This window comes from Methylosinus sp. LW3 (genome assembly GCF_000527115.1).
In the GTDB taxonomy this organism is placed as follows: Bacteria; Pseudomonadota; Alphaproteobacteria; order Rhizobiales; family Beijerinckiaceae; genus Methylosinus.
This window is the reverse complement of record NZ_AZUO01000001.1, coordinates 3,198,642-3,223,749: the sequence shown is the minus strand read 5'-3', so window position 1 is coordinate 3,223,749 and position 25,108 is coordinate 3,198,642. Positions and strand designations below refer to the sequence as shown.

General features: G+C 65.6%; 24 protein-coding genes. 18 read left to right on the top strand and 6 right to left on the bottom strand.

All coding sequences use genetic code 11. The annotated features are described in order from the left end of the window. Positions 1 to 51 precede the first annotated feature (51 nt). Together METLW3_RS0116080 and thiD are read left to right on the top strand one after the other, a co-directional pair. Positions 52 to 1,065, top strand: a complete 1,014-nt coding sequence (locus METLW3_RS0116080) for a WD40 repeat domain-containing protein (protein WP_024880888.1) — start codon at positions 52 to 54, stop codon at positions 1,063 to 1,065. A gap of 20 nt (positions 1,066 to 1,085) precedes the next feature. Further along, positions 1,086 to 1,895 (top strand): bifunctional hydroxymethylpyrimidine kinase/phosphomethylpyrimidine kinase, encoded by an 810-nt coding sequence (gene thiD / locus METLW3_RS0116075; RefSeq protein ID WP_024880887.1) that lies wholly within the window; start codon positions 1,086 to 1,088, stop codon positions 1,893 to 1,895. Between the two features lie 98 nt (positions 1,896 to 1,993). On the opposite strand, the gene METLW3_RS0116070 is transcribed toward thiD, so the two are convergent. Further along, entirely contained in the window at positions 1,994 to 2,428 is a 435-nt protein-coding gene (locus METLW3_RS0116070) for an Rrf2 family transcriptional regulator (protein WP_024880886.1), read from the bottom strand. 497 nt (positions 2,429 to 2,925) lie between these two features. Here METLW3_RS0116070 and METLW3_RS0116065 point away from each other — a divergent pair, with 497 nt between their 5' ends. Then, complete coding sequence (locus tag METLW3_RS0116065) at positions 2,926 to 4,020, top strand: histidine phosphatase family protein (RefSeq protein ID WP_024880885.1); 1,095 nt, start codon at positions 2,926 to 2,928, stop codon at positions 4,018 to 4,020. Positions 4,021 to 4,084: 64 nt separating this feature from the next. Here METLW3_RS0116065 and METLW3_RS0116060 read toward each other — a convergent pair whose 3' ends face one another. Further along, positions 4,085 to 4,699 (bottom strand): glutathione S-transferase, encoded by a 615-nt coding sequence (locus tag METLW3_RS0116060; protein WP_024880884.1) that lies wholly within the window; start codon positions 4,697 to 4,699, stop codon positions 4,085 to 4,087. Positions 4,700 to 4,849: 150 nt separating this feature from the next. Between METLW3_RS0116060 and METLW3_RS0116055 the strand changes: the two genes are divergently transcribed. Further along, entirely contained in the window at positions 4,850 to 5,704 is an 855-nt protein-coding gene (locus METLW3_RS0116055; protein WP_024880883.1) for an AraC family transcriptional regulator, read from the top strand. Here METLW3_RS0116055 and METLW3_RS0116050 read toward each other — a convergent pair whose 3' ends face one another. From METLW3_RS0116050 to METLW3_RS0116040, 3 genes are read right to left on the bottom strand one after another with little or no spacing between them, the layout of a single operon-like run. Further along, a complete protein-coding gene (locus METLW3_RS0116050) occupies positions 5,705 to 6,172 on the bottom strand; it encodes a GNAT family N-acetyltransferase (protein WP_024880882.1) in 468 nt (155 codons plus the stop codon). A gap of 21 nt (positions 6,173 to 6,193) precedes the next feature. Then, the gene (locus METLW3_RS0116045; RefSeq protein ID WP_024880881.1) at positions 6,194 to 7,243 is read right to left on the bottom strand and encodes an NADP(H)-dependent aldo-keto reductase; all 1,050 of its coding nucleotides are present in this window, start codon (positions 7,241 to 7,243) and stop codon (positions 6,194 to 6,196) included. A gap of 18 nt (positions 7,244 to 7,261) precedes the next feature. After that, positions 7,262 to 10,726 (bottom strand): acyl-[ACP]--phospholipid O-acyltransferase, encoded by a 3,465-nt coding sequence (locus METLW3_RS0116040; protein ID WP_024880880.1) that lies wholly within the window; start codon positions 10,724 to 10,726, stop codon positions 7,262 to 7,264. 374 nt (positions 10,727 to 11,100) lie between these two features. Here METLW3_RS0116040 and METLW3_RS0116035 point away from each other — a divergent pair, with 374 nt between their 5' ends. From METLW3_RS0116035 to METLW3_RS25750, 10 genes are all read left to right on the top strand, one after another. Next, on the top strand, positions 11,101 to 11,772 hold the full coding sequence (locus tag METLW3_RS0116035; protein ID WP_024880879.1) for a TetR-like C-terminal domain-containing protein: 672 nt from the start codon (positions 11,101 to 11,103) through the stop codon (positions 11,770 to 11,772). A gap of 75 nt (positions 11,773 to 11,847) precedes the next feature. Further along, entirely contained in the window at positions 11,848 to 12,588 is a 741-nt protein-coding gene (locus METLW3_RS0116030) for a sulfite exporter TauE/SafE family protein (protein ID WP_157096363.1), read from the top strand. A gap of 115 nt (positions 12,589 to 12,703) precedes the next feature. Then, positions 12,704 to 13,375, top strand: coding sequence for a hypothetical protein (locus tag METLW3_RS0116025; protein ID WP_024880877.1), 672 nt, complete (start codon positions 12,704 to 12,706; stop codon positions 13,373 to 13,375). 76 nt (positions 13,376 to 13,451) lie between these two features. Beyond that, complete coding sequence (locus tag METLW3_RS0116020; RefSeq protein ID WP_024880876.1) at positions 13,452 to 13,826, top strand: hypothetical protein; 375 nt, start codon at positions 13,452 to 13,454, stop codon at positions 13,824 to 13,826. Positions 13,827 to 13,939: 113 nt separating this feature from the next. Continuing rightward, entirely contained in the window at positions 13,940 to 15,631 is a 1,692-nt protein-coding gene (locus METLW3_RS0116015) for an OmpA family protein (protein ID WP_024880875.1), read from the top strand. A gap of 26 nt (positions 15,632 to 15,657) precedes the next feature. After that, on the top strand, positions 15,658 to 16,458 hold the full coding sequence (locus METLW3_RS0116010; protein WP_024880874.1) for a hypothetical protein: 801 nt from the start codon (positions 15,658 to 15,660) through the stop codon (positions 16,456 to 16,458). Further along, a complete protein-coding gene (locus METLW3_RS0116005; protein ID WP_024880873.1) occupies positions 16,455 to 17,240 on the top strand; it encodes a pentapeptide repeat-containing protein in 786 nt (261 codons plus the stop codon). The genes METLW3_RS0116010 and METLW3_RS0116005 overlap by 4 nt, the downstream gene beginning before the upstream one ends. A gap of 80 nt (positions 17,241 to 17,320) precedes the next feature. Further along, positions 17,321 to 18,247: an ROK family protein gene (locus tag METLW3_RS0116000; RefSeq protein ID WP_024880872.1), complete on the top strand. Its 927-nt coding sequence runs from the start codon at positions 17,321 to 17,323 to the stop codon at positions 18,245 to 18,247. Positions 18,248 to 18,297: 50 nt separating this feature from the next. Further along, positions 18,298 to 18,666 carry a VOC family protein gene (locus tag METLW3_RS0115995; protein ID WP_024880871.1) on the top strand — a complete coding sequence of 123 codons (369 nt, stop codon included), beginning with the start codon at positions 18,298 to 18,300 and terminating at the stop codon, positions 18,664 to 18,666. A gap of 217 nt (positions 18,667 to 18,883) precedes the next feature. Further along, positions 18,884 to 19,573, top strand: coding sequence for a hypothetical protein (locus METLW3_RS25750; RefSeq protein ID WP_036308957.1), 690 nt, complete (start codon positions 18,884 to 18,886; stop codon positions 19,571 to 19,573). Between the two features lie 315 nt (positions 19,574 to 19,888). Here METLW3_RS25750 and METLW3_RS0115985 read toward each other — a convergent pair whose 3' ends face one another. Continuing rightward, positions 19,889 to 21,739 (bottom strand): M3 family oligoendopeptidase, encoded by a 1,851-nt coding sequence (locus METLW3_RS0115985; protein ID WP_024880869.1) that lies wholly within the window; start codon positions 21,737 to 21,739, stop codon positions 19,889 to 19,891. Between the two features lie 285 nt (positions 21,740 to 22,024). Between METLW3_RS0115985 and METLW3_RS0115980 the strand changes: the two genes are divergently transcribed. The 4 genes from METLW3_RS0115980 (at position 22,025) to METLW3_RS0115965 (ending at position 25,097) form a co-directional block, all read left to right on the top strand. Next, positions 22,025 to 23,509, top strand: coding sequence for a sigma-54 dependent transcriptional regulator (locus tag METLW3_RS0115980; RefSeq protein WP_024880868.1), 1,485 nt, complete (start codon positions 22,025 to 22,027; stop codon positions 23,507 to 23,509). A gap of 127 nt (positions 23,510 to 23,636) precedes the next feature. Continuing rightward, positions 23,637 to 24,119 carry a glutathione peroxidase gene (locus METLW3_RS0115975; protein ID WP_018266439.1) on the top strand — a complete coding sequence of 161 codons (483 nt, stop codon included), beginning with the start codon at positions 23,637 to 23,639 and terminating at the stop codon, positions 24,117 to 24,119. A gap of 181 nt (positions 24,120 to 24,300) precedes the next feature. Continuing rightward, entirely contained in the window at positions 24,301 to 24,807 is a 507-nt protein-coding gene (locus METLW3_RS0115970; protein ID WP_024880867.1) for a glutathione peroxidase, read from the top strand. Beyond that, a complete protein-coding gene (locus METLW3_RS0115965; protein ID WP_024880866.1) occupies positions 24,804 to 25,097 on the top strand; it encodes a hypothetical protein in 294 nt (97 codons plus the stop codon). Before METLW3_RS0115970 ends, METLW3_RS0115965 begins: the two co-directional genes overlap by 4 nt. Positions 25,098 to 25,108 lie beyond the last annotated feature (11 nt).

Here is a 25,108-nt window from a genome sequence, read left to right as displayed (position 1 = left end):
TTATAGAGAAGGGGCCGCGCCGCCGCGGCTTTTCCCGAGGCGTTCCTGATCGTGACCTTTGGCGCTGCTCCCTCCCTCACTTCCGCTTTCACGCCCTTCGACGCCGGCGCGGAGGTCGTCGCCGCCGCCTTTCTCGGGGAGACGCCCGTGCTGGCGCTGGCCGATGGACGGCTCGCCTTTCCGAATGGGGACGAGATTCGCCATCTCGTCGCCCATGCGGACGGCGCCATATTGGCGGCGGCCATCGACGGGCGGCGGCTGATCACCGGCGGCGACGACGGCCTCGTCGTCGCGTCCGACAGCGCCGGCGGCCGCGAGATCATCGCCGATGAGAAGGGCAAATGGATCGACGCCGTCGCCGCCCGCTTCGAGGGGACGCTCGCCTGGTCCGTCGGCCGAGAGCTGCGCGCGCGCACGCCAAAGGGCGAGGTCAAGACGCTGCCGCTGCCGTCGAGCTCGCGCGGAATCGCCTTTTTTCCCAAGGGCTATCGGCTCGCCATCGCTCATTACAACGGCGTCTCGCTGTGGTTCCCCAATGCGGGCGCGCCGGAGTTTCTGGAGTGGAAGGGCTCGCATATCGACGCGACGGTCTCACCGGACGGTAAATTCGTGCTCACCACCATGCAGGAGAACATGCTGCATGGCTGGCGCGTTTCCGACGGCAAGAATATGCGCATGGCCGGCTATCCGGCGAAGACGCGTTCGCTCTCCTGGTCGCATGACGGCAAATGGCTCGCCACTTCCGGCGCCGACGCCTGCGTCGTCTGGCCCTTCCAATCCAAGGACGGGCCGATGGGCGAGCCGCCGCGCGAATGTGGCGTGCGGCCGGAGGTGAAGGTGACGCGCGTCGCCTTCCATCCGAGCGCGCTCGCCGTGGCGATCGGCTATGAGGATGGAATGGTAATGCTCTGCCGCCTCACCGACGCCTCCGAGCTGCTGGTGCGCGCGCCGGACCGAGGCGAGCCGGCGCGCATTTCGGCTCTGAGCTGGGACGCCAAGGGAACGCGGCTCCTCGTCGGCGCCGAGAATGGCGTCGCCGGCGTGCTGACGCTGCCGAAAAAATAAGACAAAGAGCGGGAGGCGAGATGGCCGCCCAAATTCCCAAGGTTCTGTCGATCGCCGGTTCCGATCCGAGCGGCGGCGCCGGCGTGCAGGGCGATCTCAAGACATTTTCGGCGCTGCGCTGCTATGGCATGGCGGCGATCACGGCGCTGACCGCGCAGAACACGCGCGGCGTCAGCCTCGTCCATGCGGTTCCGGCTCCGGTTGTCGCCGCGCAGATCGACGCGATCTTCGCCGATATCGAAGTGGATGCGGTCAAGATCGGCATGCTGGCCGAGCCCGCCATAGCGCAGGCGGCGGCGGACTCCCTCGCCCGCGCCGGCGCGCAGCGCATCGTTCTCGATCCCGTGCTGGTCGCGACGAGCGGGGATTCGCTCTCCTCCGCCGGGCTGGTCGAGGCCGTGATCGCGCGGCTCTTTCCGCTCGCGGCTCTGGTCACGCCCAATCTGCCGGAGGCGGCCGCCCTGCTCGGCGCGCCAGAGGCCGCCACGCCGCGGGAGATGTTGGAGCAGGGAAGGGCGCTCGTGGCGCGCGGCGCCCGGGCCGTGCTGATGAAGGGCGGGCATCTTTCGGGCGAGCCGCTCGATATTCTCGTCGAGGGCGAGGATGTTCACGAGTTCCACGGGGCGCGCGTGGCGACGCGGAATCTGCACGGCACGGGCTGCGCGCTCTCCTCCGCCATAGCGGCGCATCTGGCGCATGGCGCCGAGCTGGTCCCGGCGATTCGCTCGGCCAAGGATTTTCTGACAGAGGCGCTCGGCGCTGCCGACACGCTCGCGCTCGGCGCGGGGCGCGGGCCGCCCCACCTTCTCCAGTCTTTATGGAGAGGGTAGAGTGTTTTCGAGCGAAGCGGGAACCGGTTCGCGTGAAGAAAACACGATCAAACAAAGAGATATAGAGTCGTTTCGGTTCGAACCGAAACGACTCTGACTCAGCGCAGGATTTGCGCCGATCGCCGTCCCCTACCGCGCAGCGAGGCGATGCTGGTGCGATCGAGGATCAGCGCCATGGCGTCGCGCACATCCAGCATCAGATCGCGAATCGCGCAGGCGTCCTCGTCCGGGCAGTCGTTGCAGCGCTGATAGGCGGTGCGGCTGGCGCAGGCGATGGGCGCGAGCGGCCCGTCCAGAATGCGGATGATCTGGCCGACGGTGATCTTGTCGGCCGGACGGGCGAGATTATAGCCGCCGCCCTTGCCCTTCTTGCTGTTGAGAATGCCGGCGTTGCGCAATTCCAGCAGAATCGCGTCGAGGAACTTGCGCGGGATGTTGTTCTGCGCCGCCATGTCGCCGGCGAGGCACTGGCCTTCGGCGCCGGCGAGATGGATCAGCGCCTTGAGCCCGTATTTCGCTTTGTTGGACAGCATCGGTTCGCAATCTCTCCCGTCCGCGCGCCGCAGTGAGCGCGAGCCTCGCCTCCGGCAAGTCGGCAAACCCCATGGGCTGTCTCGCGATCTGCGCCTCGAGCGAGGCGATTTCGCGATGGCGAAACGCGAGGGGAGCGCGCCGAAACCCATGACGGCGAAGCGGATAGAATAGATATATCGACTATCACGCAAGAAGGAAAACGCCAGCATCGAATCCGCCGCCGGGCGGAAAAATTCTGCCGCTGAAAGGGCTCCGTCGCCTGCGCGCGCGCTTTGTGCTGCGAGCGGATCACTAATTCACTAGAATGCTGTAGTGATGCGGGCGGCCGCGGCTGCGCTCTCGCGCCGGCTTGGACGCGGCCGTTCGCTCGCGGCGCGCCGACGGAGGAAATCGGCGACGCCCATAGGATTTGTCGCCCGCCATTGTGCGGCGCACAGTCCCGCTGGACGGAACGGCGTTTCATCGCTAGGACGTGCGGCTATCCCGGAGAATGTCAATGGCGCGCACGCGCATCTGTCTCGCACGGCACGGCGAAACCAATTGGAATCTCGAGAGGCGCGTTCAGGGGCAGCTGAACATCCCCCTGAATGTGAGAGGACTGGCGCAGGCCGAGGCGCTGGCGCGCGAGCTCGACTCCACCCGTTTCGACCGCATCTACAGCAGCGATCTCAAGCGCGCCGTGCAGACCGTCACGCCGCTGGCGCGCCGGCTCGGCCTACCCATTGAGACGAGCGTCGCGCTGCGCGAGAAGGACGATGGCGACTGGCACGGCATGACTTTCGACGATGTCGACCGCGCCTTTCCGAGCGAGCACGCCAAGCATCGCCAGCGTCAGGCGGATTTTCTCATTCCCGGCGGCGAGACACTCTCCGCTTTCGCCGCGCGCGTCGGCGATGAGCTGACCGCCATAGCTGCGCGGCATCCGGGCGAGACGGTGCTCGTCGTCGCCCATGCGGGCGTGCTGGACATAGGCTATCGCCTCGCGACTGGTCTCGGCCTCTCCGAGAAGCGCGATCCGCCCGTGCTCCACGCCGCGCCCAATTGGTTCCTCTATGAGGACGGACGCTGGACGCTCGAGCGCTGGGCGGAGGAGGGCGCGCGCGAGCGCGTCGTCATGCCCTATGACGGGCGCAAGCTGGAGCGCCGTCCGGCCGCGCGGCTGCTGCCTTTGGACGAGCAGAATCGCGTTCTTCTGTTCCGCTATTCGACGCGCCTGTCGCCGGTGTTCGTGGCGCAGGGACATTCACATTTCTGGGGCTCGATCGGCGGCGCTTTGGAGCCCGGCGAGACCTTCGACGCCGCCGCCCGCCGCGAGCTCGCCGAGGAGACCGGGCTCACCGACGTCGAGATCGGCGATATCGTCTTCTCGCGCGAGTTTCCGATGCAGCTCGGCGAGGATTGGTTCCAGGCGGACGAGCGTTTCTACGCCATTCGCACGGGCGAGTTCACGCCCGACACGCGCGGCTTCACCGAGATAGAGCGCAGCGACGTGCTCGGCTGGAATTGGTGGAGCGCGGAGGAGATCGCCTCGACGCAAGAGCTGGTGTTCCCCGAGGCGCTCGACTGGCTGCTGGGGAAGATCGGCCGCTGATTTTCGCCGAAAGGCTCGCGGGGGCCGAGACGTTTCGGACCGCGAGCCTTCAGGCTCGCATTCCTCAGTCGAAATCCGCGGCGATGAATTCCGGCAGCGCCTCCGCGCGTAGGGAAAAATTCGCGAGAGCCGGATAATCGGCAGGCTCGAGGCGATCGGCGAGCACGAAGCGCGAGAAGCGCCAGGCGACGGCCGTCGTTATATCCGGCTGCAGCAGGCGCGCGCCGAAGAGAAAGCTCTCCCCGACCTCGGCGACCTCTTTTTCCAGCAGGCGATAGGCCGCCAAAAGCTGGCCTTCGACGCGCTCGACCCAGGGCTCGTGCCGCCTCTCGTCGGGCCGCTTCGACTCATAGACGAGCTGCACGGTCTTCTCATTCGCCGCCAGCGCCAGCCCGATGATTCGTTGCGCGCGCAAGAAATGCTCCGGCCGTTCCGGCGTGAGCCTCCGCTCGGCGGGGACGAGGCGTTCCAGATAATCGAGGATCAGAGTCGAATCGAGCAGCGTCACCCCTTCGTTGGTGATCAGCGTCGGCGCCTTTACGATCGGATTAATTCCGGCGAAGGCGTCGAAATCGCGAAACACCGACAATGGCTCATGCACGAAGGGCAGGCCGAATGCGTTCAGCGATACGGCGACGCGTCTGACATAGGGCGAATCCAGCATTCCGATGAGACGCATTTTCAAAATCCTTCTCGCTCGCCCCGGCCCGAGATGCGATCATCGCGACAAATGCGATAATTCCGAGACAATTGCGGTTTTTGCGCATTGGACGAAAATCAGCAATCCTTGCAACGCGCCCGGCGCGGCGCTGATTTATTCGTGAAATCCATGAAGCAGACGACACGCAATGATTATGCGCGGCGCATCGCGCGCGTCACCGAGGCGATCTTTCGCGATCCCGCGCGAGCGCGCGCGCTCGAGGAGTGGGCGGCGCTCGCCAATTTTTCGCCCTTTCATTTTCATCGCGTCTATCGCGCCATGCAGGGCGAAAGCATCGCCGACACGATTCGCCGCGCCCGCCTCACCCTCGCCGCGCGGGCGCTGGCGATGAGCGCGCGCAGCGTCACCGATATCGCATTGGAAGCGGGCTATGAGAATGCGCAGAGCTTCGCGCGCGCCTTTCGCGGCTTCGTCGCCATGAGCCCTACGCAGTTTCGCGCGACGCATCGCGCCGCCGCCGATTTCACTTTGCCTTCCCCCATCGTCGTCATGAGAAAGGACGCAGCCATGAATGTCGAGATCGTCGAGCTGGCGCCGATCCGCGCGCATCTCCTCGAGCACAAGGGGCCGGTGGCGTCGATACCGGAGACATGGGCGAGCCTGTGGCGCTGGCATATGCAGGCGGGCCTCGCCGGGCGGGCGCTCTATCCGATCGGCGTCTGCTATGGCGACCCGGAAGAAGATTGCGGCTTTCGCTATTGCGCCGGCCTGGTTTTTCCAGATGGCGTCGCGGCCTCGGGCGAGGTGACGATCGCCGAGATTCCCGGCGGGCGCTACGCCTCCTACCGTCACATCGGCCCTTATAGCGGCATCGCCGTGGCCTTTCAGAGGCTCTATGGCGAATGGCTGCCGACGAGCGGCCATGAGCCTGACGATCGGCCGGCGCTCGAGATCTATCGCAACACGCCTTATGACGCGCCGCCCGAAGGGCTGATCACCGATCTGCTCATTCCGGTGAAGTGATCAGCGCGCCATACGAAAGCGCAATATGCGGCTCTCGCCGACGTCGAAAAACTGAATGCGCTTGCCGCCGGCGCGTTCGGCGGTCGTCGGCCAGAAGGCGCACGCCGCCGCATTGTCGCGATGGAAAGAGAGCTCCCACCAGCCGGCGCGCGTGCGAAAGGCTTGGCGCGCCGCCGCGCCGCCGCAGCCGCCGCGGCGCAGATGCGGCAGCACGTAGAATTCCGCTATGGAAGCTTCGACCGGATAGCCGGAGATAGAGATGGCGTTGACGAGGGTGAAGCCGGCGGCGACGCCATCGGCTTCGATCACGTAAGGAGAGCGACGCGGCTCGCGCCAATAGGAATCGAGAAAAGGATAATTGTCGGGCTCGTCATAGCCCCAAGGGCCGAGCTCGATGAGATAGCGCCGCAGCAGAGCGGCGATCTCTCGCTTTTCCTCGAGCGGCGCGAGCCGCAGTCGCACGTCCATGATGCGCTTTCCTCTTGCGCCTCACGGCGCGGGATTGCTGTGCAGCTGATGAATCTCGTCGATGCGCGCTTCGATCTCCTGCGTGATCGTCACCTCGACCGAATCCAAATCTTCCTGCAATTGCGCCATCGTCGTCGCGCCGATGATGTTCGACGTCACGAAGGGACGCGAGGTGACGAAGGCGAGGGCGAGCTTCGCCGGCGACACGCCGATCTCTTTCGCCAGCGCGAGATAGGCGTCGATCGCCTGCGTGACGCCGGGCTTCTCATAGCGCTGGCCGCGCTCGAACAGAGTGGTGCGCGCGCCGGCGGGACGCGCGCCATTCTGGTATTTGCCGGTGAGATAGCCTTGCGCCAGAGGCGAATAGGCGAGAAGCCCCACATCTTCGCGCGTCGCGAATTCGGCGAGGCCGATCTCGAAAGTGCGATTGATGAGGTTGTAGGCGTTCTGGATCGAGACGACGCGCGGCCCATGGCCTTTCTCCGCCGCGCTCAAAAAGCGCGCGACGCCCCAGCTCGTCTCGTTCGACAAAGCGACATGGCGAATCTTGCCGGCCTTCACCAGATCGGCGAGCGCTTCCAACGTCTCCTCGACGGGAATTTCATCGAGTTTCGGCGGCGCGCGATAGATGGTCCCGCCGGCGCCGAACAGCGGCAGCGGGCGATCCGGCCAATGCAGCTGATAGAGATCGACATAATCGGTCTGCAGGCGCTTCAGCGATCCGTCGATCGCATATCCGATGTTCTTGCGATCGAGCCTGGTTCCCTTGCCCTCGGGACGCAGATAGGCGCTGTCGCTGCGGCCGGAGACTTTCGTCGCCAATATCACCTTGTCGCGGTTCTTTCGCGCCGCGAGCCAGGAGCCGATGATGCGCTCGGTCGAGCCCTGCGTCTCGGCGCGCGGCGGGATGGAGTAGATTTCCGCCGTGTCGATGAAATTGACGCCGCGATCGAGCGCATAGTCGAGCTGCGCATGTCCCTCCGCTTCGGTGTTCTGCTGGCCCCAGGTCATGGTGCCGAGCATGATCGCCGACACGCGAAGATCAGTGCGGCCCAATTTGCGATAGTCCATTGTCTTCGACCTTTCGTCTCAGGCGTTCTGCGTCGTCGCATCGCCGACGATGCGGCCGAGGCCGTTCGGAATGCGTGGGCTGGGCAGAACATAACGGTTGCGGTCGCGCACCATTGTGGCGACGCCCGCGAAGTCGAGCTTGCCGGAGCCGAGCAGCGGCAATTTGTCGACGATCATGAATTCCGCCGGAACCATCAGCTCTGACGCGCCTTTCGATTTGGCGAAGGCGAGGAACTCGGGACGTGTGGCGTCCTTTTGCTGCGTCACCAGCACGATGCGCTCGCCCTTGCGCGGATCGAGCTCGCGCGCCGCTGCCGACAGCGAATTGGGCCACAGCTCCGCGGCGAGCGTCTCCACAGCGGCGAGCGAGATCATCTCGCCGCCGATCTTGGCGAAGCGCTTGGCGCGGCCCTGAATTTTTATATAGCCCTGCGCATCGACGGTGACGATGTCGCCCGTGTCGTGCCAGCCTTGCGCCGGCGGCACGAGCACGCCGGGATTATCCGCCAAAAGATAGCCGAGCATCACATTGGGGCCGCGCACGAAGAGACGTCCGCCCTCGGCGACGCCGGGAACAGTCTCGAGGCGCAGCTCCATGCCCGGCAGCAGCCGGCCGACGCTGCCGAAGCGGTTGAACATGGGCGTGTTGAGCGCCAACGCCGGCGCCGTCTCGGTGACGCCATAGCCCTCGAGAATGCGAATGCCGAATTTCTCGAGATAGACGTCGCGCGTTCCCTGCTTCACCGGCTCGGCGCCGGCGATGACATAGCGCAGCGAGCGGAAGTCGTAAGAATGCGCGACGCGCGCATAGCCGTTGAGGAATGTGTCGGTGCCGAGCAGCACTGTGGCGTTGGCGTTGTAGACCAGCTCCGGCACGATCTTATAGTGCAGCGGCGAGGGGTAGAAATAGACCGGCACGCCGGAGACGATCGGCAGGATGAAGCCGACATTGAGGCCGAAGCAATGGAACACCGGCAGCACGCTGAACAATTTGTCGGTGCGGCCGAAGTCTATGCGCGCCGCAGCCTGGGCGGCGTTGGCGAGCAGGTTTTTGTGCGAGAGCACGACGCCCTTGGGCGCGCCTTCCGAGCCGGAGGTGAAGAGAATGGCCGCCGGATCGTCGGGGCTCCGCTTCTCCAGCGGACGCTTGTGGCGCAGCAGAGCGGAGAGCTTGTCGGCGCGCGTGATCTCGCCGCGCACATCCTCGAGATAGACGATGCGGAACTCCTTATCGAGCGCGGCGATCAGCGCGTCGAGCTTGCCCTTCTCCACAAAGGCGCGCGAGGTCAGCAGCGTCGTCGCCTGCGCGGATTTGAGACCCGAGGCGATGTTCGCCGCGCCGGCGGTGAAATTCACCATGGCCGCGACGCGCCCGGCGCCGACGACGGCGAAGATCGTCACGCCGGCGGCGTTGGAATTGGGCAGCATGACGCCGAGCGCCTCGCCCGTTTGCGAAATGCGCTGCAGCTTGCGGCCGAGCGCATGGGCGCCGATCATGATGCGCTTATAGGTGAGCGCGCCGGTGATCGGGTCCTGGATCGCGACGCGGCCGGCGCCATGCTCGCGCGCTGCGTCGACGAGCGCCTGATGCAGCGTGCGGTCGATGGGGCTGGTGCGGAAGACGAGATCGGACATGATCTCATAGAGCGCCGCGCCGGAGGCGATGCGCCGCGCCTTGCCGCGCAATGCGGGATCGACCTCGAGCCGCGTCGGCTCCAGCACGGTGAGCGTGAATTTGGGGAAGAAGCGGCGGCGCGCCTGCTCGCGGGTCAAACGCGAGAACATCGTCGCTTCCGGTCCTTCGATGCGCACTGGCACGACCCAGGCGCCGGATTTTTCCGCGATGAGTCCGGCGCCGTCATAGACCTTCATCAGGCTGCCAGTGACGGTGAGGCGTCCCTCGGGGAAGATGATCAGCGGATCGCCGTTCTTCACCGCATTGACCAGCGTGCGCGTGCCGAGCGGGCGCGTCGGATCGAGCGGAATGGCGCGCACATAGCGCAGGAAGGGCCGCACCCACCATTTCGTCGCGATCGTCGAGTCGATGGCGAAGACGGGATCGACCGGCAGCACGCAGAGAATGGCGGCGGCGTCGAGGAAGCTCACATGATTGAGCGCGATGATCGGATTCTTGCCCGCCCTGGCGAAATTGCCGAAGCCTTTCACCTCGAGCCGATAGAAGGCGCGGAAGATGATCGACAGGGCGTCACGAAAAGGGGAGACGACGACCGCTTTGTAGATCCATATCGCAGCGAGCGCCATGAGGACGCCCATGCCGAGGAAGAGATCCGGCACGGAGACGCCCTTGCTCTGCAGCAGCGCGACGGCGAAGGCGCCGCCGGCCATGAAGGCGGCGTTGAGCACATTGACCGCGGCGATGATGCGCGAGCGCTCTTGCGCCGGCGCAAAGGCCTGCAGCGCGGCGAAGCTCGGCACGATCATCAGCCCGCCGGCGATGGCGAGAGAAGCGAGATCGATGGTCACGCGCCAGGCGCCGGAGAGCTCGAAGAATTCGGCGATCTCGAGCGGCGTCGTCGCCTCCTGCGGCGTGAGCGTCGCGAGAGTCCAGCCGAGATCGAGCGAGGCGCCGGCGATGATCGCCGCGCCGATCGCCGCCGGCAGCAGCACGATGCGGCCCGCGAGCAGGAAGGAGGCGAGGCCGGAGCCCACCGCGATGGAGATGGCGAAGACCGCGAGGAACAGAGTGACGACCAGCTCCGAGCCATGCATCACATGCGTCACCAGCGGCGCCAGCAGCGACATTGCGATGACGCCGACGAGCCAGAAAATTCCCGTCACCACGCCGACGCGCCACAGCCGCTTGTCCTTCCACAATTCGCGCAGCAGCACGGCGGTGGAGCGCAGAATATTGGGGTCGATGCGCAGATCGGGCGCGGCGCGCTCGGTGGAGGGAATGAGCCGCGCGGCGCCCCAGGCGGCCACGGCCGCGGCGGTGACGCCGATGGTGGTGATGAGCGGTTCGCCGCCGCCATGCATGGCGAGGCCGCCGGCGATGGTGCCGGTGAGTATGGCGAGGAAGGTCGCGCCTTCCACCAGCGCATTGCCGGCCGGCAATTCCTCCTGGCGCAGATGATCGGGAAGAATGCCGTATTTCACCGGGCCGAACAGCGCGCCGAGCACGCCGAAGGAAAACAGCGCGGCGAAGAGCACGGGAACGGAGGAGAGCGCGAAGCCGGCGACGGCGATCAGCGCCGCGCCCATCTCGACGAATTTCAAGCGACGCGCGACCAGCGCCTTGTCGTATTTGTCGGCGATCTGTCCGCCGAGCGCCGAGAGAACGAAATAGGGCGCGATGAAAATGGCGCCGGCCAGCGTGACGAGCGACTCGCCCTCATGCCCGCCGATCTTGAACAATATGAGCAGAACGAGCGCGTTCTTGAGGAAGTTGTCGTTGAAGGCGGCGAAAAACTGGCACCAGAACAAAGGTGCGAAACGTTTGGTGAGGAGCAGATGATCGGACATGGGTGAATTCCGTCGGCGCGCGGCGAGAACATGCAGGTTTCGCCGATTCTGTTTAAGGATGGGTTGGTCGGCAGGCGTTGCGCGCCCGCACATACTACGCCGCGGGCGCGGCCCGCGGCGATGAGATTCTCGGGAGCTGGCGGCCCCCTCCCTCACCCTCCCCCGCTTGGCGGGAGAGGGAAAGCGGCACGTGACGCGAAATTTTCGATGAAGCGCCGAGTCTGCCCCCTCTCCCGCGAAGCGGGGGAGGGTCGGGGAGGGGGCGCGAGCGCGCGCACTGTCATCGAAAAGGCGGCTTGAACATTCGTGGCCTCCTGTTATGAACATCGTTCAGGCGTGACCATAGCACGATCTGAACAGCGCTCAAGAGAAAAATGAACGACGTTCAAAAAACTGAATCCGAATCCGCGGAACGCCCCGGCGCCAAGACCTCAGCGCGCCGCGCCGATCTGCGCGCGCGGCTGGTGGCGGCGGGCCGCGCGGCCATAGCCGAGGGCGGGCTGCAGAATTTGAAGGCGCGCGATCTCGCCGCCGCCGCGGGCTGCGCCGTCGGCGCGATCTACAATGTGTTCGACGATCTCGACGATCTGATCCTGCGCATCGGCGCGGATACGCTCGCGCGTCTGGAGCAGGGCCTCGCGGCGCCGCCCGGCCCGGCGCCCGAGCCGGCGGAAGAGCTGCTGCGGCTGTCGCGCTTCTATCTCTCCTTCGCCCGCGCCAATAAGGCGCTGTGGCGGGCGCTGTTCGAGCATAGGCTCGCCGGCGGCCGCGCCGCGCCGGCCTGGTATCTCGAGGATCAAGGTCGGCTTTTCGCTTTGGTCGAGGCGCCGTTGGCGCGACTGCTGCCGGAGGAGCCCGCGGCCTCGCGCGTCCTGCTCGCGCGCACCCTGTTTTCCGCCGTGCATGGCGTCGTCTCGCTGGGCCTCGAGGAGAAGCTCGCGCCAATGTCCGAGGCGGCGCTGGAGGGCGAGCTCGAGCGGCTGGTGCGCGCCTTCGCGGCTGGATCGACCGCGCGGCCCTGCGGCGAAGCGTCCCGAAAAGACTGATTTCGAGCTATGGCTTGCCTTCCAGAGCCCGACCTGAAATATCGGGTTTGGGAAGTTTAAAAGGCGCCCCGATCCATGCTGCTGTTTCTGCTCTTTTTCGTCGCAATGTGGGCGGGCGCGCAAAATGCGCTGGCCGGCGGCGGCTCCTTTCTCACTTTGCCGATGCTCATGCTCACCGGCATGGACGCCCGCGCCGCCAATGTCACATCCTGCGTCGCGCTGTTTCCCGCGCAGGTCGCCACCGGCTGGACGGGCCGCGATCTCTCGCGCGGCGCGGCGGGCCTCGGCCTGCGCACGCTGTTCATCATCAGCATCGTCGGCGGGGCGGTCGGCGCGGTGATCTTGCTGCTGACGCCGCCCGCCTTCTTCGCCAAGCTTGTGCCCTGGCTGGTTCTGTTCGCGACCGTGGTGTTCGCTTATGGCAGCTTTCTGCGCAAGCCCGGCGAGGCCAATGCGCATCTTTCGACGCGCGGCGCCGGCGTGGCGCAATTCCTCATCTCCGTCTATGGCGGCTATTTCGGCGGCGGCATCGGCTTTCTGATGGTCGCGGCGCTGACCATGGCGGGGCAGAATGTGCGCATCGCCGCCGCGACCAAAAATGTGCTCGCCGCGGTGATGAACGCCTCGGCCGTGGCGATATTTCTGTTCTCGCCGGATCTGCACCTTCTCCAGGCGCTCGTCACCTCGCTCGGCGCCACGATCGGCGGCGTGGCCGGCGCGCGCATGTTGCATCACATTCCAGACAAATGGCTGCGCATCATCGTGGTCGTCATTGGCGCGCTCTTGACCTTCGGCCTGTTCCAGCGCGCGCCGTGAGGCGTTTCTCCTCGCGCCGTCGTGACGGGAAGGCACGGCTGGTCGGCGGCAGCCGCCTCCTTATCTAACCACATCGGCGAAGCGCCGGCGCATAGGCCGCGGCGCGAAAAAGTCGATGGAGGCCGAACTGTCCGACAATCGCAATAGAAGCGCCGCTGTGGCGGCCGCGACCCCGACCGCCGGCGAGGATTACGACAAGCTCGGGCGCGACGCGCTCGTCTCGCTACTGCGCAGCGTCATCGAGCAGCGCGACGACGTGCTCTCCAAATATGAGTCGATGGCGCTGCAGGTCGACGAATCGACCCGCGAGATCGACGACGCTCAGCTCGAGGCCAAGCGCAACGCGCAAAAGGCCGAGGGCGGCCTGCGCCAGGCGCAGGAGGCGGAAAAGCGCGCCGCCGCTTTGCAGCGCCAGCTCGACGACGAGCGCCGCGCCAAGTCGACGCTCGCGGGAGAGTTCGCGCGTTACCGCGACAAGGTGACGAGCACGCCGGTGGACGAGCCCTGGAACCAGCTCTGGCGCGCGATCTCGCAGATCGTCGCGGACGCCGTCGCCTGGGCGCGGGCCAAGATTCCGGCGGACAGCCAATTCCTGCCCTGGTTCGACAAGGGCGTCGATTTCGCCAAGGCGACGGGCCGGCTGCTCGGCGAATGGAGCGTCGCGCTCTATGATTGGGGGCGTCCGCGCGCCATCGAGGGCTATGAATGGGCCAAGCCGCGCGCGATCGATCTGTGGAAAAGGGTGAAAACCGAGATCGAGCGGCGGACCGGCCCCGCAAAATCGTGATCGGCGCCGAAAATCACCGAATTTCCAAGCGCGGACACGGCTGGAAATGCCCGCGCCAATGCGTTAGATTCGCGGCATGTACGCCCGTTGCGCCGTCGTCGCCGTCACCATTCTCGCCACGCTCGGCCTCGCCTCGGCGGCGCAGGCGGCGGCCGCGCGCGGCGCAGTTCTCGCCTGCCGCGATCAGGCGGACATAAAACGCGCCTTTCGTCCGGCCGCGGACAAGGCGGCCAAGGACGACCCCGCCTATTTCCGCGGCAAGCTCCAGGCCGGCCAATGCGTGCAGCTCATGCGCGATCAGAAGGTTGACGTCGATCAGCGCGACGGCCCGCTGTGGTGCGTGCGCCCCTCCGGCGCGCTGGATTGCTTCTGGACGATCGATCGGGCGATCGATCTCTACCCCGCGCCGCCGCCCCAGCCGGGCGAGCAGCCGTCCAAGAAAAAGGGCTGAATCGGCTTCCTGCGACGCGGCAACGCGCTTCCCTCGAGTTGGTCTGCGGCCTCTCGACTGGTAGAACTGTGCCGGTTACGTAATGATTCTCGCCCCAGGGAGCGACGGAAGCCATGATCCAGCCGACGAAATGGTGGATCGGCCTGCCCGTGCTGGCCGCTTTGTTCACGATCGTCGCGACGTCGGACGTCGAGAAGATCGAAAAAGATTTGGGCGATCGCGTCCGCGCGGCGCTCGACAAATCCCCCGGCGCGATCGAAGGCGCAAGCGTCGCCGTGGACGGGCGCGACATTCGCCTGTCCGGCGTCGTCCTCTCGCCGGCCGCCGTCGCCGAAGCCGTCCGGACCGTCGAATTGCAGGAGGGCGTGCGCTCCATCTTAGACGCCACCACGCCCCCGCCTCTCGCCAAGCCTTTCGTCTTCGCGTTGGAGCGCAAGGGCAAGACGCTCGCTCTCTCCGGCAATGCGCCCGTCCCCGGCGAGCGCGCGGCCGTTCGCGACGCGGCGGCGGGCAAGGGCCTCGAGCTTTCCGACACGTCCATCTCGGCGCTGGGCGCGCCCAAGAATTACGCTGCGCTCACATCCTATGGCGTCGCTCTGCTGGACGCCATCGGCGACGGCAGAGTGTCGGTCAGCGACGCTTCGCTTTCCGTCACCGGCGCCGCCGCCAGCTTCGAGGGCTATGATCGCGCCGAGGCGGCGCTGAAAGCCCCGCCCGAGGGCGTTGTGGTAAAGGCGGAGATCGCGCCGCCGCGCGTCTCGCCTTTCGTCTGGAGCGCCGCCAAGGCCGGCGAGATCGTCTCGCTGTTCGGCTATGCGCCGAGCGAGACGACGCGCGAGACTCTCATCGCCGAGGCGGCCAGTCTCGGCAAGGCGAGCGATCAGACGCGCGTCGCCGGCGGCGCGCCCGGCGATTTCGCCGCAGCGGCGAGCGCGGCTCTGCACGAGCTCGCGAAGCTGTCGAGCGGCAAGGCCTCCATCGCCGATGGCGTCGTCTCCATCGAAGGCTCGGGCAAGACCAATGTCGGCGCCTCTGCCGTCGAGGCGAGCCTGCGCTCGGCGCTGCCGAAGAGCTTTGGCCTCGGCAAGGTGAGCGTGGCGGCGGGCGCGGTCTCGCCTTTCGTGCTCACCGCGCGCAAGCAGGAGAGCGGGCTCTCGCTCGCCGGCTTCGCGCCGGACGCGGCGACGCGCGCGCGCATCGCCGAGCAGGCCAAGCGTGATTTCGGCGATGCGGTGGAGGTCGATCTCGCAATAGCCGATGGCGCGCCCAAGGGCTTCGCCGAGGCGGCGAGCGCGGCTCTGCGGGCGCTGGCGCGGCTCGACTCCGGCGTCGCGGCGCTCTCCGACCGCAAGCTGGCGGTGGAAGGCGCGGCCTATAACGCCAAGGCGCAATATGACATTCGCGCGCGCCTCTTCCGCGAGCTGCCGGAGGGCTATGAGCACGCCGCGCGGCTCGGCCTCGCGACGAAGGACGAGATTCCGCCGACACAGCTCTACGCCGCTCTGTCGGAGACCGCGGCCAAAGGGCTCTCCTTCGGCGCGGACAACACGATTGCGGAAACATCCTTCCCAGTCGTCGACGCTCTCGCTTTCGTGCTGCTGCGCAGCCCGGGCGCGGCCGTCGATATCGTCGGACTTTTCGCGGGCGCCGGCTCGAATGCGGAGAATGAGGCCATCGGCCTCCATCGCGCCGAGGCGGTTCGCGCTTATCTCATCGAGGCGGGCGTCGAAGCGGCGCGACTCTCCGCCTCGGGCGCTGCGGCGGTCGACGAGAGCGGCCGTCGCATCGAATTCTCGATCCGGTGATCCGGGGCTTTCGAGGGAGAACACCCATGTTCTATCTGCTCGCCGCCTCCACGCAATGGCTCGCCGCCGCGCTCGCGCTGGGGCTCGTCATCGGCTTTTGGACGACGAAAAAAGAGGCCGGCGCGATATTCGCCGGCCATGGCGTCGTGGTGGCCTCGGCCTTCGCGCTCGCCGGCGGCTTTTTGCTCGCCAATCTGCAGACCATTCCCGGCCGCAACGGCCTCCTCTTCGAATTGGGGCTGCTGCTCGCCACGGCCTATCTGATCGGCCTGCCCTTCGGCGGCGGCGTCAGGCTGCTGTTCGGGGCCGCCGCTCCCGCCGCGCCGGCGAAGCGAAAGCCGCATGCGGATGTCTCCCATGTGGCGCTTCGCGGCGCCGCGGCGACGCTGGTCGAGAATGCGCCGGGTCCTGCTCCCGTCGCCGTGGACCCGATCGCCGCAGCCGAGCCGCCCGCGCCCGAAACCGCGCTCACCGAGGCTCCGGCTCCGGTCGCCGAGCCGCGGCGTCGCGCCGGATCGCCGCGTCCCGCTGAGAACGAGCGCAAGGCGCCGGGCCAGCGGCCGGAAGGCCTGCCGGGACCGCGCGGCGGCCGGGCGGACGATCTCGCCAAGATCAAGGGCCTCGGGCCGAAAAGCGTCGAGAAGCTGCACGGGCTCGGCGTCTATCATTTCGATCAGATCGCCGGCTGGTCCTCCGAGAATGTCGCCTGGATCGGCGCGACGCTCGCGGTTCCCGGTCGTCCCGAGCGCGGCCGCTGGGTGGCGCAGGCCAAGGAGCTCGCCGCCGCCAGGAGCGCCCCGGCCGCAGAGCGGGCGCAGGCGCAATGAGAGGCGGGCATCTTCTCGGAGCGTCGCTGCTGCTCTGCGTCGTCGCTGCGGAGGCGCCGGCGCAGGACATGCTGCGCAATGTCGATCTCGCCCAGCCCGCCTATTCGCAGTCCGAATTCACGCGCGCCGACATAGAGGCGCGCCTCGCGGCGACGAAGCCGGGCGAGACGCTCGATCTCTCCATGCGCAGCCTCAACGGGCTCGATCTCTCCGGCCTCGATCTCTCCGGCGTCAATCTGCGCGCCGCGCGGCTGGTGAAGGCGCGGCTCGCCGGGGCCAAGCTCGACGGCGCTATCCTCGATCAGGCCTGGCTGCTCGAGGCCGATCTCTCCGGCGCCAGCCTGCGCGGCGCGCATGTCTTCGCGACGCAGCTGCAGCGCGCCCGCGCCGAGGGGGCGGATTTTTCCAAGAGCCGCGTGGCCGCCAATCTCTCGGGCGCCGATCTGCGCGGCGCCTCCTTCCGCGGCGCGGATATGTCCGCCGATATGAAGAACCAATCCATGGGGCTGATGCGCGCCGTTCTGCGCTCCGCCCAGCTCGACGGCGCGCATTTCGACGACGCCGATCTCTCCCGCGCCGACATGCGCTATGCGCGGGCGCCGGGCGCGATCTTCGACAAGGCCTCGCTGAAGGATGTCGACGCCGCCGGCGCGGATTTCACCGGCGCCCGCTTCGAGGGAACCAAGGCCGAGGGCCTGTCGCTCGATTCCGTGAGGATCGACAGAGGCGTAGCCGCGACGCTGAAGGGCGCGGTCGATCTCGATCGCGCCTATCTGCAATAGCTTTGGAAACGCGCCGAGGCGAAAGACTATAGGGGCGGGGGCTGCCCGATCGCGCCGCCGCCATAGATGAACGAAGGGCGATGACAAGAGAACCCTTCCGCATCGGCGTCGATCTCGGCGGCACCAAGACCGAGGCGATCGCCATGGGTCCCACGGGCGAGACGCTGGCGCGTCGGCGCGCCCCGACGCCCGCTCATGATTACGCCGCCGTTCTGGCGACCATCGGCGGCCTCGTGCTCGACCTCGAGCGCGAGATCGGCGGGCGCGGCAGCGTCGGCGTCGGCACGCCGGGCGTGATCTCGCCGCGCACCGGCCTCGTGAAGAACTCCAACACCACAGGGCTCAACGGCAGGCCGCTCGACAAGGATCTCGAGGCGCTGCTCGAGCGCCCGGTGCGGCTCGAGAATGACGCCAATTGCTTCGCCCTGTCGGAGGCAGTCGACGGCGCCGGGGCGGGGGCGCGCAGTGTTTTCGGCGTGATATTGGGGACCGGCGTCGGCGGCGGCATCGTCGTCGATGGCGAGGTTCTGCAGGGCGTCAACAAGGTGGCGGGCGAATGGGGCCATACGCCGCTGCCCTGGATGACGCCGGACGAATTTCCCGGGCGCCTCTGCTATTGCGGCCATTACGGCTGTGTGGAGACCTTTCTCTCCGGCCCGGCGCTCGCCTTCGATTATGGCCAGCGCAGCGGCGCGCAGGCGAATGGCGAGGAGATCGCCGCGCGCGCCGCAGCGGGCGAGGCGGCGGCGCGCCATGCGCTAGAAGTCTATCGCGACCGCCTGTCGCGCGCGCTGGCGGGCATCGTCAATCTGCTCGATCCGGATGTCATCGTGCTCGGCGGCGGCGTATCCAATATCGATTTCATCTATGAGGGTCTGCGCGATCTGGTCGAGAAGCAGGCGTTCTCGGACGCCATCGACACGCGCATATTGCGCAATGTCCATGGCGACTCGGGCGGCGTGCGCGGCGCGGCTTGGCTGTGGGGCGGGCCGGATCGCGGGAGCTGATGCGCTTTTCCTGATAGGATGAGCGGCGTTCCGTTTCTCGGGGGCTGTTCATGTCCAATTTGCGAACGATCGAATTGAAGGCATTCGTTCCTGCGAAGGATTATGAGCTCTCCAAGCGCTTCTATCAGGATTTGGGCTTCACGCTCGCCTCCGACGGCGACGGCGTCGCCTATTTCCATCACGAGACTGTGAGCTTCCTGCTGCAGAATTTCTACGTGAAGGAATTCGCCGAGAATTTGATGCTGCATCTGCTCGTCGAGGATGTCGACGCGTGGCGGGCGAAAGTCGAGGAGGTGGGAATCGCCGCGCGCTATGGCGTCGCGGTTTCAGAGGTGCGGCTCCAACCTTGGCGTATGCGAGATTTCACGCTGCACGATCCATCGGGCGTGCTGTGGCGCATCGCGCAGAATGTGGAGTGAATGCGGCTCGCGCTTCAGCGCGTGAATTTTCATCGCGGCTAACAGGAAGCTGCCGAGAGCGAACTGCGTCATGATTGGCCAGTGGAGAATATCGACCTTCAAATTGGCGGCCTTCGTCGCGATCTTTGCTGTGAACCTCACTCCCTGCAGCGTTGGTGATCGTGAATCATCCGACATACTTGCCACTTGATTGATTACTCGGAGGAGATTTGGACCAATGCAACGAGACGACTTGTCCGAAGTGAGAGAGTTCGCTGATAGGTTGCGAGACAGTCTGCCCACTTCGGTTGACGTGGCCGCGTTGGGTGTAAGATCAAAGGCTCCAATGAAGCTGCTTTGTGCACGAGAAGCCCTGATCTGGCGGACTGAGGAACTGTCGAGAAATGCTTGTGATGCTATCGAACGCAATGACTTTGCGGTGGCGGCCATCCTTTGCCGCGCAATAACCGAAAGTAGTGCGCTTGCTTGGAGGCTCATGGAAGCGCTGGACGATCGGGAGAAGCACTCGGCATCGGAATTTGACGCAATCTTGATGCGCCTGTTGATGGGTTCACGACTGTGGGAGGATTTCCCAGAGGCGTTCAATGTCTTGACGTGTATAGATCGAGTGGACAAGCAAATACCGGGCATCCGAGCTAGCTATGATAGCCTCTGCGAATTTGCGCATCCGAACTGGCGAGGGGTCTTTGGACTGTATTCGGATACCGATTACACGAAAATGGTCACGACGTTTGGTCGGGGAATGAGGGGCGCGGAACAAACGAAAAAAATGCTAATAAACAGTGTGCTGGGTTCTCTCGGGGTGTTCGAGTACGCATACAACCGCATCTCGGATATCATGCCAACGTTCATCGGGGAATTAGACGGTATATGGTCAAATGATGAGGACCAGTCCGCTTTGGAATAGCGTTTAACTTGCGACTCGATTCCTGCAACGAAACAAGGCGTCAAGAAGAACGCCTGTCCGAAGCAAGGCAATCGGGTGAAGAGCAAGCACCCTCGCCCTCATGCTGAGGAGGCTCCGCAGGAGCCGTCTCGAAGCACGAGGGCAAGCTCCAGAAGGCGGCGCATGAAGGTTTTCTCGTCCTTCGAGACGCCCGCTGCGCGGGCTCCTCAGGATGAGGAAACCTTCACCCGATCGCCCTGCTGTAAAGCGATCGCCTGGACATTGCCTCGTTTGCAGTCTGCTTCGTCGCTCCACTCCTCGCGATGGGTCCACCAATTACCCCTCCATCGCCTCCAGCTCCGCGATGAGCCCTTCGATCATCTCGAGGCCTATGCCCCAAAAGGCGGGATCGCGCGCATCCAGGCCGAAGGGCGCGAGCAACTCGTTATAGGGCTTGGCGCCGCCGGCCTCGAGCAGGCCGAAATAGCGCTCGGCGAAACCCGTCTCCGCCTTTTGATAGACGCCATAGAGCGAGTTCACGAGACAATCGCCGAAGGCGTAGGCGTAGACATAGAAGGGCGAATGCACGAAGTGCGGAATATAGGCCCAGAAGGATTCATATCCTTCGCCGAGCCGAATGGCCGGGCCGAGGCTGTCGCTCTGCACGCTCATCCACAGCTCGCAGAGCTTATCGGCGGTGAGCTCGCCATTCTTGCGCTCGGTGTGGACCTTGCGCTCGAAGGAATAGAAGGCGATCTGCCGCACCACAGTGTTGAGCATGTCCTCCACTTTGGCGGCGAGCAAAGCGCGTTTCTTCTCGACGTCGGTCGTTTGCGCCAATAGCGAGCGGAAGGTCAGCATCTCGCCGAAGACGGAGGCCGTCTCGGCGAGCGTCAGCGGCGTCGGCGCCATCAGAGCGCCTTGGCGCGAGGCCAGCACCTGATGCACGCCATGGCCGAGCTCATGGGCGAGCGTCATCACATCGCGCGTCTTGCCCTGGAAATTGACCAGCACATAAGGATGCGCGGAAGGCACGGTCGGATGCGCGAAAGCGCCCGGCGCCTTGCCGGGCCGCACCGGCGCGTCGATCCAGCTCTTATCGAAGAAGCGCGAGGCGATCTCCGCCATTTGCGGCGCGAAGCTCGAATAGGCGGTGAGAACGATGTCGCGCGCCTCGTCCCAGCTGTAATTATGCGAAGGCACGGAGGGCAGCGGCGCGTTGCGGTCCCAATAGTCCAGCGCCTCCTTGCCGAACCATTTGGCCTTGAGCTTGTAATAGCGATGCGAGAGCCGCGGATGCGCGGCTGTGACGCTCGCGACCAGCGCCTCCACCACCTCCGGCTCGACGCGGTTGGAGAGATGGCGCGAGTCGGCGACGTCTTTGAAGCCGCGCCAACGATCGCCGATCTCCTTGTCCTTGGCGAGCGTGTTGGTGACGAGCGCGAATGTGCGCAGATTGGCTTTCAGCGTCGCGCCGACGGCGAGCGCGGCTTCGCGCCGCACCTCCTCGCGCGAATCCTGCATTAGATTGAGCGCAGGCTCGATCGTCAGCTCCTTGCCGCCGATCGAAAAGCGCAGCGAGGCGATGGTCTCGTCGAAGAGACGGTTCCAGGCGGCGCGGCCGGTGACGGATTTTTCGTGGAAGAGACGCTCCAGCTCGTCGGAGAGCTCATAGGGCTTCTCCATGCGAATATCTTCGAGCCAGGGCTTCCAATGCGCGAGCGGCGCCGTCGCCGCGGCGGCGTCGAGAACAGCGTCGTCGATGCGATTGAGCTCGAGCTGGAAGAACAGCAGCTGCGTGGAGATTTCGGTGATCTTGTCCTGAATGTCGCCATAGAATTTGGCGCGGGCCGGATCGGTGGTGTCGCCGGCGTAGATCAGTCCCGCATAGGACATGATTCGGCCCAACAGGTCCTGTAGCGCCTCATAACGCCGCACGGCCTCGCCGAGCGTCTCGCTCGCCGCCGCGCCGCTCGCCAGTTCGCTCAGGCGGCCGCGAAGCTCGGCTGCGAAGGCTAAGGCTTCCTTCTCCGCCGCCGCAATGTCGGCGGCCAGCGCCGGCGAATCGGGCGCGGCATAGAGATCGGCGAGATTCCATTCGGGGAGCGCGGGGCCGGAGCCGCCGGCCTGAGCCTCGGAGGCGGCGTCGCGAAGAGGGGCTTGGACGCAGGCGTGAAGATGCGGCATGGTTCGAACCGGGAGTTGAGGATGAAGGGCGCTTCGCCGAATATCGGGCACGGAACGGAAAAAATGCAAGTCGCAGGCCGCCTGGTCGCAGGCCGCACAGGAGCTTTTCCCGTCCCCGGCCTTCGGATTCGTCCCGACGGCGAGGCTCACGTTAACGGCGCCTTTACCCTGATCTCCGAGCATGGCCGGAAGGTGGCGTCGTCCACGTCCTCTATTGCACGCTGCGGATCGTCGCGATCCGCCCGAGCCCACGCCGCGCAGGCCTAAGAGATTTCAAGAGGATCAATGACTTCTACGATTCTGATCGCCGACGACGATCCGGTCCAGCGCCGCTTGCTCGAGGCTTCGGCGCGGCGCTTCGGCTATGAGGTGGAGACTGTCGAGGGCGGCGAGCAGGCGCTGGCGCGGCTGACGCAGAATGGCGCGACGCCGGTCGATCTGCTGATTCTCGATCTCGTCATGCCCGATCTCGACGGCATGGGCGTGCTCACTCGCATGCGCGACCTCAAGATCGACGTGCCCGTCATCGTGCAGACCGCCAATGGCTCCATAGAGACGGTGATCTCGGCGATGCGCGCCGGCGCGCATGATTTCGTCGTGAAGCCGGTCGGCGCCGAGCGCTTGCAGGTCTCCATCAAGAATGCGCTGTCCGCAGACGCCCTCGCCGGCGAGCTGCGCCGCGTCAATCGCCGCAGGGACGGCGCGCTGACCTTCCGCGATCTCGTCTCGCGCAGCGAGGAGATGGCGCGCGTCATTCGCCTCGGCGAGCGCGCCGCCCATTCCAATATTCCGGTGCTCATCGAGGGCGAGTCGGGCGTCGGCAAGGAGATCGTCGCGCGCGCCATTCAGGGCGGCTCGGATCGCCGCGGCAAGGCCTTCGTCACGGTCAATTGCGGGGCGCTGCCGGCCAATCTGGTGGAATCCATCCTCTTCGGCCATGAGAAGGGCGCCTTCACCGGCGCGACCGAGAAGCATTCGGGCAAATTCCTCGAGGCCAATGGCGGCACGCTCTTCCTCGACGAGATCGGCGAATTGCCGCTCGAGACGCAGGTGAAGCTGCTGCGCGCCTTGCAGGAGGGGGAGATCGACCCCGTCGGCGCCAAGCGTCCGGTGCGCGTCGACATTCGCCTCATCTCGGCGACCAATCAAAATTTGATCGAGCAGGTGAAGCGCGGCCAGTTCCGCGAGGATCTGTTCTACCGCCTCAATGTCTTCCCCATCACCATTCCGCCGCTGCGCGCGCGCCGCGACGATATCGGCGATCTGGCGCGCCGCTTCGCCATCCGCTTCGCGGCGGAGGAGAACAAGCGCCTGCGCGGCATATCGCATGAGGCGACGACGCTGCTCGCCAGCTATGACTGGCCGGGCAATGTCCGCCAGCTCGAGAACGCCGTGTTCCGCGCCGTGGTGCTGGCCGATGGCGACGAGCTGACGGTCAACGAGTTCCCGCAGATCGCCGCCCATGTGGACGGCTTTTCCGCCCGCGTGCCGCCGGCGCCCGCGCCCGTCTCGGCCGGCCCCACGCCGGAGCGGGAGATCGTCCGCGTCGAGATTCGCGATCCAAATGTGATGGCGCTGCTCGGACCGCATGGCGACATGCGCCGTCTCGAGGAGCTGGAGGCCGAGGTCATCAAATTCGCCCTCGTCCATTATCGCGGCCAGATGTCCGAGATTGCGCGTCGTCTGGGCATAGGCCGCTCGACGCTCTACCGCAAAATGAAGGAGTACGGGCTCGGCGAGGAGATGGACGAGAATGTGGACGCCGCCTGAAGAGGCGAAGGCGCCGCGAATTTAGGCGTTTCCCGGCTTGCCCAAGGAACCGCTCGCGGCCATTCTGCGCCCAGAATGCGCCGCGCGCTCTCGGGCGCCGGCGCGCAGAACGGAGACCTTCTCAGTCATGTCCGAGCTCTATGATATCGAAGCGCGCACGATCGACGGCGAAACCGTCAAGATCGGCGACTACGCCGGCAAGGTGATCCTGATCGTCAATGTGGCGAGCAGATGCGGCTTCACGCTGCAATACAATGGCCTCGAGGCGATCTGGAACGAGAACCGCGACAAGGGGTTCGTCATTCTGGGCTTCCCTTGCAACCAGTTCAGCAATCAGGAGCCGGGAACGGACGAGGAGATCAAGACCTTCTGCTCGACCCGCTTCATCGTGACCTTCCCGCTGTTCAGCAAGATCGAGGTGAATGGCGAAAATCAGCACCCGCTCTACAAGCTGCTGAAGGAGAAGGACCCGGGTCCGGCCGAAGACGTGAAGTGGAACTTCACCAAATTCCTCATCGACCGCAAGGGCAATGTGGTGAAGCGCTTCCAGGCGACCAACACGCCGCGCCAGATGGAGCCCGACATTCACGCTCTGCTCGCCGAGGCGTGAGAGGCGGAAAGCGCCCGCCATCGGCTCCCCCCAATGGGTGAAGCCGACGGGCGGAGTGACGAAATCGCGAGTCTGCGCCATATTGGTCGAGTGGGCTCCGCCGATCCGCCGTTCAGCGGCCGGTTCGGGGAGCCCCTCGCGCGCCGCGATCGAGGCGATATGTCGAGAGGTCGCCTCGGCCATGAGCCCTGTCCGCGAGAATCGCGTCCATGATTTCGAAGCGCGTCGCCTGAACGGCGAAAGCGCGAGCCTCGCCGATTGGGCCGGCCAGGCGCTGCTGATCGTCAACGTCGCGAGCAAATGCGGCTTCACCCCGCAATATCAGGGGCTCGAGGCGCTGTGGCGCGCCTATCGCGACCGCGGCTTCGCCGTGCTCGGCTTTCCCTGCAACCAATTCGGCCATCAGGAGCTCGGTGACGAAGCCGCCATCGGCGCCTTTTGCTCGGCGAGCTATGACGTCACCTTTCCGCTCTTCGCCAAGATCGACGTGAATGGCGAGAAGGCGCATCCGCTCTATCGTTTCTTGAAGGCGCAGGCGCCCGGAATTTTCGGCACGCAGGCGATCAAATGGAATTTCACCAAATTTCTCGTCGATCGACAGGGCTGCGTCGTGAAGCGCTATGCGCCGACCGACAGGCCGCAGGCGATCGCGGCGGATATAGAGACGCTTCTGGCGGAGGCTGCATGACCATCGCGATCGATATTGCGCGCCGCGAAAATGGCGCTCCCAAGACCCTCACCTTCGATGTCGTGGTGCGCGATGCGGCGAGCAAGTCGCGCCATCGCGTGACCATGTCGCACGTGCTCGCCGAGCGATTGGGCGGCGGCGTCTCCAGCGCCGAGCAATGTCTCGACGCCGCCTTTCGCTTTCTGCTCGAGCGCGAGCCCAAGGAGCAGATCCTCGGGCAATTCGATGTGAGCGTGATTTCGCTGTATTTTCCGGAATTCGAGCGCGAGCTGCCGAAATATCTGGTGTGAGCGGTCGCGTC

Excerpts from the sequence above, each read along its gene's own strand:
- METLW3_RS0116015 (WP_024880875.1), top strand. The coding sequence starts at position 13,940 with ATGATCCAGCCGACGAAATGGTGGATCGGCCTGCCCGTGCTGGCCGCT.
- METLW3_RS0116005 (WP_024880873.1), top strand. The coding sequence starts at position 16,455 with ATGAGAGGCGGGCATCTTCTCGGAGCGTCGCTGCTGCTCTGCGTCGTC.
- METLW3_RS0115995 (WP_024880871.1), top strand. The coding sequence starts at position 18,298 with ATGTCCAATTTGCGAACGATCGAATTGAAGGCATTCGTTCCTGCGAAG.
- METLW3_RS0115985 (WP_024880869.1), bottom strand. The coding sequence starts at position 21,739 with ATGCCGCATCTTCACGCCTGCGTCCAAGCCCCTCTTCGCGACGCCGCC.
- thiD (WP_024880887.1), top strand. The coding sequence starts at position 1,086 with ATGGCCGCCCAAATTCCCAAGGTTCTGTCGATCGCCGGTTCCGATCCG.
- METLW3_RS0116040 (WP_024880880.1), bottom strand. The coding sequence starts at position 10,726 with ATGTCCGATCATCTGCTCCTCACCAAACGTTTCGCACCTTTGTTCTGG.
- METLW3_RS0115970 (WP_024880867.1), top strand. The coding sequence starts at position 24,301 with ATGAGCCCTGTCCGCGAGAATCGCGTCCATGATTTCGAAGCGCGTCGC.
- METLW3_RS0116000 (WP_024880872.1), top strand. The coding sequence starts at position 17,321 with ATGACAAGAGAACCCTTCCGCATCGGCGTCGATCTCGGCGGCACCAAG.
- METLW3_RS25750 (WP_036308957.1), top strand. The coding sequence starts at position 18,884 with ATGCAACGAGACGACTTGTCCGAAGTGAGAGAGTTCGCTGATAGGTTG.
- METLW3_RS0115980 (WP_024880868.1), top strand. The coding sequence starts at position 22,025 with ATGACTTCTACGATTCTGATCGCCGACGACGATCCGGTCCAGCGCCGC.
- METLW3_RS0116055 (WP_024880883.1), top strand. The coding sequence starts at position 4,850 with ATGAAGCAGACGACACGCAATGATTATGCGCGGCGCATCGCGCGCGTC.
- METLW3_RS0116025 (WP_024880877.1), top strand. The coding sequence starts at position 12,704 with ATGGAGGCCGAACTGTCCGACAATCGCAATAGAAGCGCCGCTGTGGCG.
- METLW3_RS0116030 (WP_157096363.1), top strand. The coding sequence starts at position 11,848 with ATGCTGCTGTTTCTGCTCTTTTTCGTCGCAATGTGGGCGGGCGCGCAA.
- METLW3_RS0116020 (WP_024880876.1), top strand. The coding sequence starts at position 13,452 with ATGTACGCCCGTTGCGCCGTCGTCGCCGTCACCATTCTCGCCACGCTC.
- METLW3_RS0116050 (WP_024880882.1), bottom strand. The coding sequence starts at position 6,172 with ATGGACGTGCGACTGCGGCTCGCGCCGCTCGAGGAAAAGCGAGAGATC.
- METLW3_RS0116010 (WP_024880874.1), top strand. The coding sequence starts at position 15,658 with ATGTTCTATCTGCTCGCCGCCTCCACGCAATGGCTCGCCGCCGCGCTC.
- METLW3_RS0116070 (WP_024880886.1), bottom strand. The coding sequence starts at position 2,428 with ATGCTGTCCAACAAAGCGAAATACGGGCTCAAGGCGCTGATCCATCTC.
- METLW3_RS0116045 (WP_024880881.1), bottom strand. The coding sequence starts at position 7,243 with ATGGACTATCGCAAATTGGGCCGCACTGATCTTCGCGTGTCGGCGATC.
- METLW3_RS0116035 (WP_024880879.1), top strand. The coding sequence starts at position 11,101 with ATGAACGACGTTCAAAAAACTGAATCCGAATCCGCGGAACGCCCCGGC.
- METLW3_RS0115965 (WP_024880866.1), top strand. The coding sequence starts at position 24,804 with ATGACCATCGCGATCGATATTGCGCGCCGCGAAAATGGCGCTCCCAAG.
- METLW3_RS0116060 (WP_024880884.1), bottom strand. The coding sequence starts at position 4,699 with ATGCGTCTCATCGGAATGCTGGATTCGCCCTATGTCAGACGCGTCGCC.
- METLW3_RS0115975 (WP_018266439.1), top strand. The coding sequence starts at position 23,637 with ATGTCCGAGCTCTATGATATCGAAGCGCGCACGATCGACGGCGAAACC.
- METLW3_RS0116065 (WP_024880885.1), top strand. The coding sequence starts at position 2,926 with ATGGCGCGCACGCGCATCTGTCTCGCACGGCACGGCGAAACCAATTGG.